The sequence below is a fragment of the Xanthomonas sp. WHRI 8932A genome, from assembly GCF_035012785.1.
GTDB lineage: Bacteria > Pseudomonadota > Gammaproteobacteria > Xanthomonadales > Xanthomonadaceae > Xanthomonas.
In genome coordinates, this window is the sequence record NZ_JAYGQQ010000003.1 from 177,292 (window position 1) to 195,024 (window position 17,733).

Genomic DNA, 17,733 nt, shown 5'->3' on the forward strand with positions numbered 1-17,733 from the left:
GCTTAGAACTGCACCTGTGCGCGCAGCTCCATCACGTGCGGGGTTTCATGCACGCCATTGCGCGAGGAATCCACCCAGCTGTAGTTGGCCTGGAACTTGAAGTGGCTGGTGAGGTACCAGTTGGCGCCGATGGTGGTGTCGTGCTGACGGCCGCCGTGGATGTTGTTGTCTTCCAGATTCAGGCGGCTGTAGCGGGCAGTCAGTTCGACCGCGCCGTAGTCGTGTGCAGGCTTGATGTTGCCCGGCACGCCACCGGCATAGCTGCGCGACTCGCCGGTCAGCGACCAGGTGCCGTAGACGTACTGGCCCTGGGCGATGAAGTGCGGCTGGCCGGCATTACGCGCCACTTCGGCACGCAGGGCTTCGCTCTGCAGCGAGAACGGGCCGTGGATCCAGACCGCTTCCACGCCGGTGCGGATCACGTGGTCCACATCGAGGATGGTGCCGGTGTCGATCAGGCGCACGTCGGTCAGGCCGGCTTCCGGGCGGGCACGCAGGCGCACACGCGGGCTGAAGGACACGCCGCGGCCATCGCTGAAACCGCGCGGGTTTTCGACCGAGCCGGCGATGCCTAGATGCAGCACGTCGCCTTCGGCCTTGAACGGGGTCCATGCCGCATGCACGGCCTGGGTGGTGCCCGGGTTGTCGCCCTGCAGATCCTTGCCGCCATACGCGCCGGCCTGCAGCAGGTACTGCGGACGCTCCAGGGTCCATTCCACGCCGGTCCGGCGACCCTGGAACACTGCCTGCACCGGCAGGCCCAGTTCCATGAAGCTGCCCGCGCGCGAGCTCTGCACCGCTTCCAGACCCACCGGCACCTTCATGTAGCCCAGGCGCACGCGGCCGTAATCCTGGCCCAGCAGCGCCTTGGTCTCGACGCGGAAGAACACGTCCAGCCACAGCTTGGCTTCGAAGTCGAAATACACCATGGCGTCGTAGACGCCCTTCTTCTTGATGGTGGCGCCGAATTCCTTGCGGCGGAAATCGTTGCGGTCTTCCAGGCGATCGTCGCCGGAGAAGTTGTTGTCGTCGTAGGCGTAGTTGCCGGTCAGACCCAGCTCGGTGCCATCACCGAAGGTGTACTTGGTCGGCCAGTTTTCGATCGAGGTGGCTGCATTGGCAGCGGCGGGGACGATGGCGATAGCCAACGCCAGAACAAGCAGATTGAGGCGCATATGGAATGGTCTTCGGCAATGAAAGGGGTCGGGCGTCCTGCCATGGCGATCGCGGTGAACGGCTTCAGCAAGCGCGCAGGTCCGGGCTGCGACTGCACAGAAACGTCGGTGTCTGCGTTAAATGGAATTAACGGCCGGCGGCGGCGCGGCTGAAGTGTAAGGCGACGTTCAGCCCGCCGACAGTGCGTAGTACCAATGGGTTATCGGCCCTGCCTGTGACGTGCGCCCAGAATGCCTGCACCGGGTGCCTGCTCAGGCACCCTCCAGTTCCTTCGGAGTGGTGTCATGCACATCAGCAAGCCTGCCGGCCCGGTGCCGGCGTCCGTGCCCTTCTACCGCCAGCTGTATTTCCAGGTGGTGGTGGCGATCGTCCTCGGCGCCCTGTTGGGCCACTTCGAGCCGGCCTTCGCCGAAAGCCTCAAGCCGCTGGGCGACGCCTTCATCAAGTTGGTGAAGATGATCATCGCCCCGGTGATCTTCCTGACCATCGTCACCGGCATCGCCGGCATGACCCACCTCAAGACGGTGGGCCGGGTCTTCGCCAAGTCGATGACCTACTTCCTGTTCTTCTCCACGCTGGCGCTGATCGTCGGCATGATCGTCGCGCACGTGGTGCAGCCCGGCGCCGGCATGAACATCAACCCGGCCGAGCTGGACCAGAGTGCGGTCAACACCTACGTGCAGAAATCGCACGAGCTGAGCCTGGTCGGCTTCCTGATGGACATCATCCCGGCCACGCTGATCAGTGCGTTCGTCGATGGCAACATCCTGCAGGTGCTGTTCGTGGCGGTGCTGTTCGGTATTGCGCTGGCGCTGGTGGGCGAACGTGGCCGCCCGGTGCTGAGCTTCCTGGAAGCGTTGACCGCCCCGGTGTTCCGCCTGGTACACATGCTGATGAAGGCCGCGCCGATCGGTGCGTTTGGTGCGATCGCCTTCACCATCGGCAAGTACGGTGTGGAATCGCTGGTCAATCTGGCCTGGCTGGTGGGCTCGTTTTACCTGACCTCGCTGTTCTTCGTGCTGGTGATCCTGGGGATCGTCTGCCGTCTGTGCGGCTTCTCCGTGCTCAAGCTGATCCGCTACCTCAAGGCCGAGTTGCTGCTGGTGCTGGGCACCTCCTCGTCGGAGTCGGCGCTGCCGTCGCTGATGGAAAAGATGGAAAAGGCCGGCTGCGAGAAGTCGGTGGTGGGCCTGGTGGTGCCGACCGGCTATTCGTTCAACCTGGACGGCACCAATATCTACATGACCCTGGCGGCGCTGTTCATCGCCCAGGCCACCAACGTGGACCTGACCCTGGGCCAGCAGATCACCTTGCTGGCGGTGGCGATGCTCAGCTCCAAGGGTGCGGCCGGCGTGACCGGTGCCGGCTTCATCACCCTGGCGGCCACGCTGTCGGTGGTGCCGGACGTGCCGGTGGCCGGCATGGCGCTGATCCTGGGCGTGGACCGCTTCATGAGCGAGTGCCGCTCGCTGACCAACTTCATCGGTAACGCGGTGGCCACGGTGGTGGTGTCGCGCTGGGAAAACGCGCTGGACCGCGACCAGCTCAAGCTGGTGCTGGATGGCGGCGAGCCGCCGTTGCAGGCGCCGGTGGCCTCGGCCAGCGTCGTCGCCCCGATCAGCGCGCGCTGATGCTTCCTACGGCCCTGTTCTCCGTCGGTGTATCCGGCGGGGTGCAGGGCCGTTTTCGGTTCCAGCCAACACCGGCCGCAGCGTACGACGCGCTGCAGCATGCAATCTCCCTGCCGCGCTGACAGCTGCGCGACAGGCCCTTGTTCAGGCAGGAGGGTAGAATTCAGCCCTCCTGCGCCTTCGAGACTCACACAGCCGATGTCCAACGACGACTTCAAACAGGCCGCCCTCGACTATCACCGCCAGCAGCCGGCCGGCAAGATCAAGGTCACCGCGACCAAGCCGATGCTGACCCAGCGCGATCTGTCGCTGGCGTATTCGCCGGGCGTGGCCTTCGCCTGCGAGGCGATCGTCGAAGAACCCACCCAGGCCAGCGAGCTCACTGCGCGCGGCAATCTGGTGGCGGTCATCACCAACGGCACCGCCGTGCTGGGCCTGGGCAACATCGGCCCGCTGGCGTCCAAGCCGGTGATGGAAGGTAAGGGCGTGCTGTTCCAGAAGTTCGCCGGCATCGATGTGTTCGACATCGAAATCAACGAGAACGACCCGGACAAGCTGGTGGACATCATCGCCAGCCTGGAGCCGACCTTCGGCGGCATCAATCTGGAAGACATCAAGGCGCCGGAATGCTTCATCGTCGAGCGCAAGCTGCGCGAGCGCATGAACATCCCGGTGTTCCATGACGATCAGCACGGCACTGCGATCATCGTCGGCGCCGCGGTGCTCAACGCGCTGGTGGTCACCGGCAAGAAGATCGAAGAGGTCAAGCTGGCCACCACCGGAATGGGCGCGGCCGGTATTTCCTGCGTCAACATGCTGGTCTCGCTGGGCCTGAAGCCGGAGAACATCCTGGCGCTGGACCGCGACGGCGTGATCCACACCGGCCGCACCGATCTGGATCCGGACAAGCAGCGCTACGCACGCGACACCGACAAGCGCACGCTGGCCGAGATCGTCGAAGGTGCGGATATTTTCCTGGGTCTGTCGGCTGCCGGCATCCTCAAGCCGGAAATGGTCGCCACGATGGCGCGCCAACCGGTGATCTTCGCGTTGGCCAATCCCAACCCGGAGATCACCCCGGAAGCGGCCAAGGCGGTGCGTCCGGATTGCATCATCGGCACCGGCCGTTCGGACTATCCGAACCAGATCAACAACGTGCTGTGCTTCCCGTATCTGTTCCGCGGCGCGCTGGACGTGGGTGCCACCGGCATCAACGAAGAGATGAAGATCGCCTGCGTCAAGGCGATTGCGGCGATGGCGCGGCGCGAGGCCTCCGACCTGGGCGCGGCCTATGGCGGCGAGACCCCGAGCTTTGGCCCGGAGTATCTGATTCCGCGGCCGCTGGACCCGCGTCTGCTGGTGGAGCTGTCGTCGGCGGTTGCGCAGGCGGCGATGGACTCGGGCGTGGCCACGCGCCCGATCGCCGACATGGAGGCCTATCGCGACAAGCTCAGCCAGTTCGTCTACCGCACCAGCCTGATGATGAAGCCGGTCTACGACCGCGCGCGTGCCGACAAGCAGCGTGTGGTGTATGCCGAAGGCGAAGAAGAAGTGGTGCTGCGCGCGGTGCAGAACGTGGTCGACGAAGGCCTGGCCTTCCCGATTCTGATCGGCCGCCCGGACGTGATCGAAGCGCGTATCGAACGCATGGGCCTGCGCCTGACCGCTGGCGTGGACTTCGAGATCACCAATATTCTTGACGACCCCCGCTTCAACGAATACTGGCAGTACTACCACGCGCTCACCGAGCGTCGCGGCGTCACCGTCACTGCCGCCAAGGAGCTGATGCGTTCACGCCCGACCCTGATCGCCGCGGTGATGGTGGCGCGCGGCGAAGCCGATGCGATGCTGTCCGGCGTGGTGGGGCGCTTCCACAAGAAGCTGGGCTACGCCCGCAGCGTGATCCCGCTGGAGCCGCGCGTGAGTTCCACCTCGGCGATGACCGGGGTGATCAACCAGCTGGGCGTGTTCTTCTTCCTGGACACGCACGTGCAGGAAGACCCCACTGTCGAACAGGTGGTCGAAGCCACCCTGCAGGCCGCCTATCGCCTCAAGTTGTTCGGTATCGAACCCAACATCGCGCTGCTGTCGCACTCCAACTTCGGCAGCCACGACTCGCGCGACGCGCTGAAGATGCGCCAGGTGCGCGAGGCGCTGCTCAAGCGCAAGCCCGAGCTCAACATCGACGGCGAAATGCAGGGCGACACCGCCTGGGACGAAGCGCTGCGCAAGCAGATCATGCCCAACAGCACCTTGAAGGGCCGCGCCAACCTGTTCGTGCTGCCAAACCTGGAAGCGGCCAACATCGCCTACAACCTGGTGCGCGTGTTCACCGACGGCGTGGCGATCGGCCCGATCCTGATGGGCATCTCCAAGCCGGTGCACATCCTCACCACCAGCGCTACCTCGCGCCGGGTGATGAACATGACCGCGATCGCCGCGGTAGATGCGCAGATCCGCAGGCAACGCGATGCGGAAAAAGCGGCAGCTGAAAAGGGCAACGCTTGAGTTGATGCGGTAACGGCTGGGTTGTGCTGGCAAGCATTCGATCAACGGGGCAATGGTTGATCGAGTGCCAGCAGTCGGCCGCAAGGCGACGGTTATCGACGTGCTAGCAATCAGCCGACGCGGCAATGGCTGAGCGACGTGCCAACAGTCGGCCGACAAGTAGCAGTTGATCCGAAGTGCCAGCAGTCGGCCGACAAGCAACAGTTGAACCGAAGTGGCAGCAGTCAGCTGACAAGCAACAGTTGATCCGAAGTGCCAGCAGTCAGCCGACAAGGAGCAGTTGATCCGAAGTGGCAGCAGTCAGCCGACAAGCAACAGTTGAACCGAAGTGGCAAGCGCTCGGTCGACAGGGTAGCGACGGAAACCTGTCGAGAACCTTGTTGCTACAAGACATCGAGCAGCGCAACACCAAGCGTGCAGTCACTGCCTGAAAGCCCCTCTCCCCTCGGGAGAGGGGTTGGGGTGAGGGTACGATCCACCCTCAGCAGCGAATCAGCGTTGCCACCCCCCGAAACGCTGATCAACGACGCAAGCAACAACGCTAGCGATCCCGCATCACTCAAAAGCGATCACGCCAGCAAGCATCCCCTTCTCAACGCGCATCCGGAACAGCACCCAATAGCTCGATTTCGGCCAACTGCGCGCGCGCAGGCAACGTCAGTCGCAGCCGATACTCCGCATACGCGCCAGGCGTCGCAATCCGAAACGGGCGCGTCTGCAACGACCACTGAAAACGCTCGTCGCTACGTTGATCGACAACCCGCCACGCACCACCTGCATTGCGCGCTTCCAACGTCCAGCCAGCTGCAGCAATCGCCGCACTGCCATTGGTCAAGGTATATAGCGTCGCCTTGCCAGGTTCGAGCCCACTCAGCGTCAACGTCGACACGGCCGATAGCGCACTGACCGTGCCTGCATCGTCATCATGCAGCGCCGCGATATCGCGGCCATCGTCCATCACAATGCGCGCGGTAGCACCCAGCAGATCGTGCAGCGGGGCAGGGCGCTGCCCGGCCGGCGTCAACGATGGCGGCACATCCTTCGGTCCGCTCCCCCAGCGCGATGGCGTGGGGCCCATCACGAACTCCAGCGTCGCGCCCTTGGCGATGTCCGCATGCGCCAACCAGGTCTTGTGCCACGGCTTGCCGTTGAGCTTGAGCGATTGCACGTACACATTTTGCGGCGAGTTCTGCGGCGCATTGACGACAAGCGTACCGCCATCGGGTAACCGCACGCTGGCATGCTTGAACAGCGGCGAGCCGATCACGTACTCCGGTGCGCCCATGCGCAACGGATACAGCCCCAGCGCTGCGAACAGATACCATGCCGACATCTCGCCGTTGTCTTCATCGCCGGCATAGCCCTGGCCGATCTCGCTTCCCAGATACAGGCGCGACAGGATCTCCCGCGTCAGCTGCTGGGTTTTCCACGGCTGGCCAGTGAACAGATACATCCACGGAATATGGTGCGCGGTCTGGTTGCTGTGCGCATACATGCCCAAGCGCACGTCGCGCGCCTCGGTCATTTCGTGGATGGTGTCGCCGTAAGAGCCGGCGAATTTTGCCTCGGCGGTTTCCGGGGTGGCAAAGAAAGTATCCAGTTTTGCCGCCAATGCGGCGCGCCCGCCGTAGAGCGAGGCCAACCCTTCGCCATCGTGCGGCGCGGTGAACGCGAACGTCCAGCCGCTAGATTCGGTGTAGTCATTGCCCCAGACGCGCGGGTCGTAGTGCGCCGCATCCACCCGCCAGCGTCCATCCGCGTTTCGTCCCTGAAAAAAGCCGATCGCCGGATCGAATAGTGCCGAATACCCGGCCGCACGCTGGCGGAAATACATTGCCTCGGTCGCATAGCGCTCGCGCACGTTCGCGTTGGTCGCCTGCCTGGCTAATCCATCGGCCATGTTGGCGATGCCGAAGTCGTTGAGCGCGCCTTCCATCGACCACGACATGCCTTCGTGCGTATCGGTATCGGCGTAGCCGCGGAAGGTCGAACGCGCCATGCCTTTGCGGCCTACGTGACGATCCGGCGCCACCACGGTGGCGTTCTTGAGCGCAGCGGTGTACGCCTCGGTCGGGTCGAAGCCTTGCACGCCCTTGAGCCAGGCATCTGCAAACGCCACATCGGAACTGGTACCGACCATCAGGTCGGCGTAGCCGGGCGAAGACCAACGCGCAATCCATCCCCCCGCATGCGCTTGCTCGATAAAGCCTTGCACAAAGGTTCCGGCAGCGTCGGGCGCAAACAGCGCATAGGCCGGCCACGCGGTGCGAAAGGTGTCCCACAACCCATTGTTGACGTAAACCCGGCCGTCGCGGATCGGTGCAAAACTGCGCACCGCGCTGCCGTCGATGTTGTCGTCCGACCAGCTGTTCTGGCTTGCGTAACGCCAGTCGGGTGCGTCTGCATTCCCTGCGTTTTCATGCGCGGAGTTCGGGTACAGATGCAGCCGATAGAGATTGGAATACAGCGTGGTTTTCTGGTCGGCAGTCGCATCGGGCACATCGAACCGCTCCAGCAATGCGTCCCACGCGTCCTGCGCTTGCGCGGCGATCTGCTCGAAGGATGCTTGCGGTGCGATTTCCAGCGCCAGGTTGTGTCTGGCCTGTTCCAGCGAGATCAACGAGGTGGCGATGCGCATCTGCACCTGGCGCGCATCGCCTGCATCGAACTTGATCCAGCCGGTGGGTCGCCCGGTATCGATGCGACCGCTAGACGTCCACGGCCGATCGAAGCTCGCAACCACATACATGCGTGTCGCACCGGTCGACAGCCCGCTGCGCACATCGGTGTAACCGGACAGGGTCTGCGTCGCGGCATCCAGACGTAGCCCGCCGCGCGCATCCACATTGTCGAACAGCAGATTGGCATCGCCGTGATCCGGGAAGCGAAAGCGGAACAGCGCCGCATGGTCGGTCGGTGCGATCTCGGCATGCAGGCCATTGTCGAACTGCACTGCGTAGCGGTAAGGGCGCGCTATTTCATTGGCATGCGAAAACGCCAGCGCACGCTTGCTGCGATCCGCTTCGGGAACGCCCGCGGCGAGCGAGGGCATGACTTGAAAGGTCTGCCGGTCGCCCATCCACGGACTGGGTTGATGACTCAGCGCCAGCGCCTGCAGGCGTGGCCGGTTGTCGGCATCGTTCTGCTCGTTCCAGCGGTACAGCCAGGTCAGCGTTCCCGCATCGGTTACCGGCGTCCAGAAGTTGAATCCATGCGGCACCGCCGTGGCGGGGAAATTGTTGCCGCGCGAAAACGTGCCGTTGGACTGCGTACCTCGCGTGGTCAATACCCAATCCGACGGGCGTGCCGGCGTCAGTAGCGGTACATCGCCCAGCGCGATGTCGTCGATCCAGCCGGACGCTGATGCGCCCGCAGGCGGCGCGAGCTCCAGCTCGATCGCCCGCACGCGTCGCCCACGCAGGCCGGCTACCTCGCCCAGTCGCACTTCCTTGCGCGCCCACTGCTGCGGATACAAGGTCTTCGACTGCCCTTGCGCACGCGCACCTATCGCCACGCCATGCTGGTCCTGCGCCGACGTGCCGGACAACCGCGTGCCATCGTCAAAGACCAGATCCAGCGACACATAGGTCGAGGCGACATGATCGGTGCCGACGCTCTCCGGCAGCACCATCCACGACAAGGTGGTGTGCGCATCGATCACGATGTCGGTGGCAAACAAGGTGCGCCTTCCCGTACCGCTGCTGTCGTAACGCAACGCATGCGCGCCGCTGTAGCCGGCACTGGGCTTGGCCGCGTAGGGCGCGGCAGGGCCGCTGCCGACCGCGATCCGCACATCGCCAGGCATCGCTTGGACCGGCATGGGCTGCCCTTGATCGAAGGAACTGGCAAACCCGCCTGCCGCATCTGCGTGCGCAGATGCGAGTGCCAACGCAACAACCAACGGCAAACGCCGCACAACGACCGACAGACTCACGTGGTGGTGTCTCCTTGATGGCGGACCAGCAGCAGCGCGTTCATCGCCGCCCCGGTTGCGTCGCAAGGACGCTGCGCTGCAATGCCGGCAGCGGGCGAGAGGGATGCGTGCTGTTCGATCCGCACAGATTCGGGTGCCGGCCGATCGTGGACAAAACACCGAGCGCACGCAAGCGAGCTGTGCGCTGGATGCTGCGCCGCTGGGCATGCGGGAGGTGAGAGTCATCCAAATGCCGCTCTTCCATATCGACGTTTGCGCAGTCACCTCGATGAGCGCTCACCGATGACCGTTCACCATGCAAGGCACCGCACATCTCGACCGCTCCGGTTGCTACCGACAACGGCGAGACCTGCGTAACGACTCTGTGGTGGGCAAGCAGTTCTGCCTTGCATCAACGCGAGCGACCATCAATCGCGCTTCGCGTCCGGCAGCAAGGTGCATTGGTACGCGGCACCGGCCAGCGCCCGTTGGGCATCACGACTCGGTCATCCGTTCCCTGGCGGAGCCCTCCGGTACGCTTTGTTAGCGCTCCCAACCCCACGATCCCGATGCCGCCCCTGGCTCGGCAACTCACGCTCATTCATGTGGGCCACGCCCGTCTTCCCGGCTGCCAATCGCATGCGCAAGCAAAACGCCCGCAACGGCGCGGCCCTGCGCATGCAGGCAGGCTGCTAGAATCCGCGCTCTGTCTTCGTTTACCGATCGCACCGCCATGAGCCAGACCGCCACCGCGCCCGCCAATGCCGAAAAGCGTTACACCGTGCAGCGGGCAGACCTGCCGCTGAGCTGCCCGACGCCGCAGATGGCGCTGTGGAACTCGCATCCGCGCGTGTATCTGCCGATCGAAGACGAACCCAACGGCGAAGCCAAGTGCCCGTATTGCGGCTCGCTGTTCGTACTCGCCGACTGATCCTGGCTGCATGCACCGCCTGACCGTGGTGCAATTGCTGCCGGCGCTGCAGTCCGGCGGCGTGGAACGCTCCACCCTGGAAGTGACTGCCGCGCTGGTGCGCGCCGGCCATCGCGCCGTGGTCGTATCGGCTGGCGGGCGTCTGGTCCCGCAGTTGCTGGAAGCCGGCGGTGAGCACCTCACCCTGGACATCGGCCGCAAGTCGCTGCTGACCCTGCGCCACGTGGTCGGCCTGCGTCGTCTGTTTGCCGACCTCGGTGCCGACATCGTGCATGCGCGTTCGCGGCTGCCGGCCTGGCTGGGGTGGTACGCGCTGCGCGGGATGCCCGCAGCCACGCGCCCGCGCTTCGTCACCACCGTGCACGGGCTCAATTCGCCCAGCCGCTACAGTGCGGTCATGACCTATGGCGAACGCGTCATCTGCGTCTCGCAAACCGTGCGCGACTATGTCTGCACGCACTATCCGCAGACCGATCCGGCGCATCTGCGCACGATTCCGCGTGGCGTCGACATCGCCCAGTTTCCGCGCCGCTTGCGACCGGATCGGCGTGCGCGCAGCTGGGCGCAGACCCTGATGCCTGGGCTGCCGTCCGACGCACCGCTGCTGCTGCTGCCGGGGCGCGGCACGCGCTTGAAGGGCCATGCCGATGGTCTGCAACTGCTGGCCGATGTGCGCGCTGCCGGCGTGCCGGCCTGGCTGTGGCTGCCGGGTGCGCGCGAACCCGGGCGCGAGGCGTATGTGCGCGAGCTGGAAGCCGAAGCAGCGCGGTTGGGGGTGGCCGAGACGGTCGCCTTCACCGAGCCCACCACGCGCATTGCCGATGCCTATGCCGCCAGCGATCTGGTGCTGCAGCTGTCGCGCAAGCCCGAAGCCTTCGGCCGTACCGTGGTCGAGGCTTTGTCGGTGGGCCGGCCGGTTCTGGGCTGGCAGCATGGCGGCGTTGGCGAATTGCTTGCCGAGCTGCAGCCCGACGGTGCGGTGCCGGCCTTCGATGCCGATGCACTGCGCGCTCAGGCACTGCAGCTTCTGCAGCAGCCGCCAGCACCGACGGCGGTTCTCCCCTATACGTTGCAGGCCATGCAATCGGCCACCTTGAAGGTCTATGACGAACTCCGCCGCTGACGTTCCAATAAGCGCGCCCGCATTGACGCCCGATGCCGGGCGCTGGGCGCCGCTATGGGTGCTCCTGTTTGTCGCGCTGTGGCCTACGCCCGGCTTGGCCGAAACCGTGCTGTCGCTGGGCGCACTGTTTGCGGCGTATCGCTTGCTGCACGCACGTTTTCGCGGTGGCACACGCCTGCTCAGCGGTGCGGCCTGGGCGCTGACCAGTGTGTTGTTCTTTGCGTACTGGCTGCCGCAGATGCTGTCCGCGTTCGATGCGATGGATGTCGGTCGCGCGCTGCGCAAATCAGCCACCGATCTGCGCTATCTGCCTTTCATGTGGCTGTGCGCGATTGCGGTGGCCAATGCGCAGCGGCGACGCCGCACCTTCATCGGCCTGGCGGTGATCGGCGGGGTGTGGACGCTGGACGCGCTGTTGCAGGCCGCCATCGGCAGCAGTCCCTTGTTCTTCGCGCTGGATCAACTCAAGCAGCTGATCAGCGGCCACGGGCTGTGCACGCCGCAGGAGCTGGCGCTGGCCGACCGCCTCAGCGGCGTGCTGGGGCCGTGCAATCTCAAGTTCGGGCAGACCCTGGCCAGCCTGTCGCCGTTCCTGCTGCTGGCACTGGGGCGGCGCAATGTCTGGGCCTGGGCGGGCGCGGCGGCGGCGGTCGGCGTGGTGCTGGTGTTGGCGGGGTCGCGCGCCTCGTGGATCACCTACGGCGTGATCGTGCTGCTGTCCGGCTGGCAACTATTGGGCGGCCGGCGCCTGCTGGCAGTGGCGGTGGCTGGCGTGCTGCTGGCTGGTGGCGTTGTGGCGGTGGCACCACAGGCACGCGAGCGCATCCAGCGCACCACTCTGGCGTTTGGCAATGGCGAGCAGGGCGTGGATCAGGCCTTGTCCGGGCGCGGCCAGATCTGGGGCGCAGCGCTGTGCATGATCCGCGCGCATCCGCTCAATGGGGTGGGCGCGCGCGGGTTTCGACAGGCATATCCAGCCTGCAATCCGGCCCCTGCACAGGCGCCGGCCTGGGGCGATGGCCCGGCCTTCCACGCGCATCAGATCGTGCTGGAAATCCTGGCCGAAACCGGTGTGATCGGCTTGCTGCTATGGCTGGCCGGTGCGGCGCAGGCCTGGCGTGCGTGGCGCTATTCCAGCGTGGCTGCGCGCGAGCAGGCGCGGCCTGCGATGATCGCGTTGGTGGCCACCGTCTTCCCGCTCAATACCCATCTGGCGTTCTATTCCAGCTTCTGGGGCGGCTTGAGTCTGATGCTGGCCGGGTTGTATGCCGGCGCGTTGCTCAACGACGACGCGGATCAGCCGCCGCTGGGTTGAGTCGCCGGCATCGTGATCGCGGGTGCCGGGCAGGGGAGACCTGCGTGCCACACGCCATCAACGGCTCGCCACCTGCGGCGACAGCTCACTGATAGAACGCGCTGCGCCCACCCGGCTGACGCTTGAAGCGACGATGGATCCACAGGTATTGATCCGGCGCTTCGCGCACCATGTCCTCGATCGCCGCATTGACCTGCGTGGTATCGGCGATCACATCCTCCGACGGAATGCCTGCCAGCGGCGGCGCAATCTTGAGGATGTAGCGGCCGCCTTCGCGGCGATGGAAATACGGCACCACCGCGCAACCGGTCAGCCGTGCCAGCTGATGGGTGGCTGTGATGGTGGAGGCCGGATGCCCGAAAAACGGCACGAACACGGTGTCCTTGCCGCGCATGTCCTGGTCCGGCGCGTACCACAGAAAACCGCCGCGCTTGAGGTGCTTGATGGTGGCACGCAGATCCTCGTTGGCGAACATGTGCGTGGCATAGCGCAAGCGGCCGCGCTTGACCGCCCATTCAAACACCGGGTTTCGGTGCTTGCGGTACATGCCGGCCAGCGGTATGTGGTCGCACAGTAGCCGCCCGCACATTTCCAGCGTCATGAAGTGGCCGGACACCAGCAGCACGCCGCGCTTTTGTTCCTGCAGCTGCTGCAGATGCTCCAGTCCTTCGATCTGCACGCCTGGGCGAATGGCGTCGATGCTGCCCCACCACGCACGCGCAAATTCGAACAGGCCCACGCCCAGCGCATCGAAACTATCCCGCAGCAGTCGCGCTCGCCATGCATCGTCCTGCTCGGGAAAGCACAGTTTGAGGTTGACCTCTGCAGCGCGCCGACGCGTGCCCGCCACGCGCATCGCGATCCAGCCCACGCCACGGCCCACCGCGCGTTGCAGCGTCCAGGGCAGGCGCCCGGCCAGCACCATCACCGCAAGGCCCAGGTACATGGGCCAATGCTTGGGGTTGCGCAGGGAGGGGCGGACGGCGACGTTGGCGGACTCGGACATGGTGCGATTCTAAGGGATCGGGCGCATCGGGCAGCGTGCACATGCGCACGTGCAGGCGCTCCCGTATCCTGCACGCATGCGGAAAGACCCGATCGAATGGCTGTTGCGCGGGCTGTACTCGGCGCTGCTCTACCTGTTGTTGCCGGTCACGGTGTACCACCTGGTGTGGCGCGGTTTCCGCGTGCGCGAATACTTCAACCGCTGGAACGAGCGCTATGCGTCGTACACGCATGCCTGCGGCCGCCCGCGGGTGTGGGTGCATGCGGTGTCGGTGGGCGAGGTCAATGCGGCCGCGCCGCTGGTCAACGCCTTGCGCGCGCAGCGCCCGGATATTCGCTGGGTCATCACCACCATCACGCCCACCGGTTCCGAGCGCGTGCGCGCGGTGTGGGGCGATGCGGTCGACCATGTGTATCTGCCGTACGACGTGCCCGGCAGCGTAGGGCGCTTTCTGGAACATTTTCGCCCGCGGCTGGCGCTGATTCTGGAAACCGAGCTATGGCCGAACATGTTGTTTGGTTGCCGCGACCGCCAGATTCCGCTGTACATCCTCAACGCACGTTTGTCGGCGCGCTCCTTGCGCGGTTACCGCGTGCTGGCGCCCTTGATCAGCCGCGCGCTGCGTACGGTGACCTGCGTGGCGGCGCAGTCGCAGGACGATGCGGAGCGCTTCATCACCCTTGGCGCGCGTCCGGACCAAGTGGTGGCGCTGGGCAATCTCAAATTCGATATCGCCGCCCCCGAACAATTACAGGCCCTGGTCGCGCAGTTCCGTACCCATGTGCCGGCAACGCGGCCGGTGTGGATTGCCGCCAGCACGCATGAGGGCGAAGAGGCGGCGGTGGCCGATATCCATGCGCAGTTGCTGGTGCAGTTTCCGGACCTGCTGCTGCTGTGGGCGCCACGCCATCCCGAGCGGTTTCCGAAGGTCGAGGCGTTGGCGCGCGAGCGCGGCTGGCGCGTGGCGACACGCAAAGCGCAGCAGTGGCCACAAGCGCTCGATACGGTCTTCGTCATCGATACCTTGGGCGAGCTGATGAGTTTTTATGCATGCGCGCAGGTTGCTTTCGTCGGTGGCAGCCTGCAGCCGATCGGCGGGCACAACCTGCTCGAACCGGCAGCGGTTGGCACGCCGGCAGTGACCGGCCCGCATCTGCATAATTTCTCGGAAATTTCGCGGCGCATGCGCGAGGCCGATGCGGTCGCGATCTGCGAGGACGCCGACTGTGTTTATCGCGATCTTGCGCGTCTGCTGTCCGACTCCGCGCAGCGCGACGTGATGGCCGCCGCTGGCCTGGCATTGGTCGCCAATGGCAAGGGCGCAGTGGCACGCACGCTGGTGCAGATCGCGCCTGATTTGCCGCAGGTGGTTGGTGATGGTGTGGAGTCTTGAAAGATCTAACTGCGTGCGTGCTGCATCGTTGCAGAGAACCTATTGCAGTCATGCCAAGTCACGTCATCAAGCGGTATTGGCGCGACCAATCAAACGTGGCGATCGCGCGGTCGTTTCGTTAGCCACTTTTTGGCGTCATCTGGAGAGTCTCAAGCCGCATTGGTCGAGGGCGCGGTGTCCTCACAGCTCGCGGGACACGCCGTGACTCCGTCCGTGGAGGCCCGGTGGCGGCATCCATGCCGCCACACGGTCCCGCAAGTGGCGAGGACACCGCACCAGACAGGTTTGAGAAGAGCTACGCACACCGACCATCTTGATTGGTCCTTGCCCGCCCACCGTCGCAGGCTCTTACGCGGCATGGATGCCGCGTAAGAGCCTACAACTACGGATTTGCGGCGTGTCCCGCGATGGTGGGCGGGCGGCAAGGGCCCTCCAGCCAAGCGGCAGATCACCCGCTGATGCGGCAGTCATCGCAGGTATCGCACGCAGCCAGGTACGCGCTTGCATCGGACATAAAAAAGGCGGGCCTTCGCCCGCCTTTTTAGTGACCTATCCGCTCCTCGCTTTACTGCAGCGAACCGCTGCCCTGCAGCCTGGCTTCGGCATCCTGCGACAGCAGGCGATTCACATCCTGCAGGTCGGTGATGTCGAGCTTGCCGATGGCCTGGCCGAGCAGTAGGCGGTTTTGCAGGAAAGTATAGCGCGACTGCGCGTAATTGAGCTGCGCCTGGAACAGGGTGCGCTGGTTCTGCACCACGTCCAGCACGGTGCGCGTGCCGACTTCCAGACCGACCTGCGAGGCATCGTAGGCGGCTTGCGCGGAGACCACTGCCAAACGGCGCGCTTCCACTTCGCTGATACCGGCGACCACGGTCTGATAGGCATTGCGCGTATTGCGGTCCAGCGCGCGCTTCTGCTGCTCGTAGGTGTCCTGCTGGATATCGCGACGCGACAGCGCCTGACGCACGGCCGACTGCGTTGCGCCGCCAGCGAAGATCGGGATCGACAGCGTGATGCCGACCGAATCGGTATCGATATCGCGGCCCGCGGTGGTGAAGTTACCTGCGGCCTGATCGACCGTGCCCTGGCCGCCCCAACTATTGCTGCGACCGATATTGGCGCCCAGGCTCAAGGTGGGGTAATGGCCGGCACGCGCCGCATTGACCTGCGCCTCGGCTGCACTGACCTGCAGCTGCTGTGCCTTCAGCGCCGGGTTGTCGGCGATGGCGGCCGATACCAGCTGATCGACGTTGCTGTAAGCAGCCGGCACTTCCGGGCGGAAGTCTTCCGGCAGCGCACGCAGGCCGACTACCGGCTGGCCGGTCAGTTCGGTCAACGCCTGGTAGTAATCCTTCAGCGTATTGCGTGCGTTGATGCTGTCCGCACGCGCCTGGTCGTACTGCGCGCGGGCTTCGTGCACGTCGGTGATCGGCGCCAGGCCTACTTCCAGGCGCTTGTCGGCGTAGTCGAACTGCTTCTTGGCCGCCGCTTCGTTGGTTTCTGCCGCCGCCAGCGACTCGATACCGACCAACACCTGAAAATATGCCGCCGAGGTCCGGGTGATCAGGTCGTTGTTGGCCGATGCCAGCGTGAAGTCTGCGGCCTTGGCCACTTCGCGCTGCGCACGCAGGTTGGCGAACTGCGCCCAGTTGAAGATGGTCTGGCTGCCCTGAACTGTGTACTGCCGCTGCTTGGTGGTGGAGCGACCATCCACGCCTTCCAGCTCGCGATGTGCCTGGGTGTAGCCGGCGCTACCGTCCAGCTGCGGCAACAGCGCCGCACGCGCCTGCACCTGCCCCTCCCGATTCACCAGCCGCGTGGACTCGGCCACGGCCAGCTGCGGGTCGCCGTTGCGGGCCATTTCATAGACCTGCAGCAGATCGGTGGCATGCGCTGCCATCGGTGACAGGGCGGCGGCCAGGGCCAGGGCGAGGGATCGGCGGATCATCGGGGAAGCTTCCTTGGGAATCAGAATTGGAATCGGGGCGTCGGTGCGGCGCCCTGGAGATAAGCGAGATCGGTTTCGAATAACGATTCGATGCGCGGGGCGTTGACGTCGCCACGCACCAGGACCGCTTCCATCACCGGTGCGTGACCGCGCACCACAAACAACCGGCCGTTCGGGCGCAACCACTGCAGCCACTGCGTCGGCAGCGTATCGACCGCGCCGGTCACGCAGATGGCATCGAAACGACGCTCGCTCTGCCAGCCGAACACGTCGGCGGTTTCGATGCGCACATTGCTGCCCACACCGGTGCTGTCCAGATTGGCGCGTGCTGCCGCTGCCAGTGCCGGATCGATCTCCAGGCTGACCACTTCGCGCGCGAGTGCGGCCAGGCAGGCGGTGGAAAACCCGCTGCCGGTGCCGATTTCCAGCACGTCTTCGCCCGGCTGCAGATCCAGCGCCTGCAACATCCGGCCTTCGACCACCGGCTTCATCATCTTGTGACCGGCCGACAGCGGAATTTCCACGTCGACATAGGCCAGGGTCTTGTAGGCCTCCGGCACGAAGGCTTCGCGCGGCAGGCGCGCCAGCACGTCGAGCACGCGCAGGTCCAGCACGTCCCACGGCCGGATCTGCTGTTCGACCATCTTTTCGCGGGCCTGGGTGAAATCGATCGTCATGGTGCGGTTATCCAACGCGGTGGGGCGAACATTTTACCGGTGCACGGGGCAACTGGCGCATCTAGCATCGCTGCGCGCCGGCCGCTGGCGCAGTGCCGGAAGTCATCGCCAC

At 65.0% G+C, this 17,733-nt stretch carries 11 protein-coding genes; 6 read left to right on the forward strand and 5 right to left on the reverse strand.

All coding sequences use genetic code 11. The annotated features are described in order from the left end of the window. Positions 1-2 precede the first annotated feature (2 nt). Positions 3-1,175 carry an OprO/OprP family phosphate-selective porin gene (locus VC212_RS05915; protein WP_055848380.1) on the reverse strand — a complete coding sequence of 391 codons (1,173 nt, stop codon included), beginning with the start codon at positions 1,173-1,175 and terminating at the stop codon, positions 3-5. Between the two features lie 285 nt (positions 1,176-1,460). Here VC212_RS05915 and VC212_RS05920 point away from each other — a divergent pair, with 285 nt between their 5' ends. Further along, positions 1,461-2,807: a dicarboxylate/amino acid:cation symporter gene (locus tag VC212_RS05920; protein ID WP_323514709.1), complete on the forward strand. Its 1,347-nt coding sequence runs from the start codon at positions 1,461-1,463 to the stop codon at positions 2,805-2,807. A 198-nt stretch (positions 2,808-3,005) separates the two neighbouring features. Further along, positions 3,006-5,315 (forward strand): NADP-dependent malic enzyme, encoded by a 2,310-nt coding sequence (locus tag VC212_RS05925; RefSeq protein ID WP_055848385.1) that lies wholly within the window; start codon positions 3,006-3,008, stop codon positions 5,313-5,315. 592 nt (positions 5,316-5,907) lie between these two features. On the opposite strand, the gene VC212_RS05930 is transcribed toward VC212_RS05925, so the two are convergent. Further along, entirely contained in the window at positions 5,908-9,249 is a 3,342-nt protein-coding gene (locus VC212_RS05930) for a GH92 family glycosyl hydrolase (RefSeq protein ID WP_323514707.1), read from the reverse strand. A 712-nt stretch (positions 9,250-9,961) separates the two neighbouring features. On the opposite strand from VC212_RS05930, the gene VC212_RS05935 reads away from it, so the two are divergent. Genes VC212_RS05935 through VC212_RS05945 form a run of 3 tightly spaced genes read left to right on the forward strand, consistent with a single transcriptional unit; the run spans position 9,962 to position 12,597 of the window. Continuing rightward, positions 9,962-10,159: a zinc-finger domain-containing protein gene (locus tag VC212_RS05935; protein ID WP_055848389.1), complete on the forward strand. Its 198-nt coding sequence runs from the start codon at positions 9,962-9,964 to the stop codon at positions 10,157-10,159. A gap of 10 nt (positions 10,160-10,169) precedes the next feature. After that, positions 10,170-11,282 (forward strand): glycosyltransferase, encoded by a 1,113-nt coding sequence (locus tag VC212_RS05940; protein WP_323514706.1) that lies wholly within the window; start codon positions 10,170-10,172, stop codon positions 11,280-11,282. Continuing rightward, positions 11,263-12,597: an O-antigen ligase gene (locus VC212_RS05945; protein ID WP_323514705.1), complete on the forward strand. Its 1,335-nt coding sequence runs from the start codon at positions 11,263-11,265 to the stop codon at positions 12,595-12,597. Before VC212_RS05940 ends, VC212_RS05945 begins: the two co-directional genes overlap by 20 nt. Positions 12,598-12,682: 85 nt before the next feature. Here VC212_RS05945 and VC212_RS05950 read toward each other — a convergent pair whose 3' ends face one another. Further along, positions 12,683-13,603 carry an LpxL/LpxP family Kdo(2)-lipid IV(A) lauroyl/palmitoleoyl acyltransferase gene (locus VC212_RS05950; RefSeq protein WP_115554552.1) on the reverse strand — a complete coding sequence of 307 codons (921 nt, stop codon included), beginning with the start codon at positions 13,601-13,603 and terminating at the stop codon, positions 12,683-12,685. Between the two features lie 76 nt (positions 13,604-13,679). Between VC212_RS05950 and waaA the strand changes: the two genes are divergently transcribed. Further along, positions 13,680-14,996: a lipid IV(A) 3-deoxy-D-manno-octulosonic acid transferase gene (waaA, locus tag VC212_RS05955; RefSeq protein WP_323514704.1), complete on the forward strand. Its 1,317-nt coding sequence runs from the start codon at positions 13,680-13,682 to the stop codon at positions 14,994-14,996. A gap of 565 nt (positions 14,997-15,561) precedes the next feature. On the opposite strand, the gene VC212_RS05960 is transcribed toward waaA, so the two are convergent. Then, positions 15,562-16,944 (reverse strand): TolC family outer membrane protein, encoded by a 1,383-nt coding sequence (locus tag VC212_RS05960; protein ID WP_055848408.1) that lies wholly within the window; start codon positions 16,942-16,944, stop codon positions 15,562-15,564. A 20-nt stretch (positions 16,945-16,964) separates the two neighbouring features. Beyond that, positions 16,965-17,621, reverse strand: coding sequence for a protein-L-isoaspartate O-methyltransferase (locus VC212_RS05965; RefSeq protein ID WP_055850279.1), 657 nt, complete (start codon positions 17,619-17,621; stop codon positions 16,965-16,967). Between the last annotated feature and the right edge of the window lie 112 nt (positions 17,622-17,733).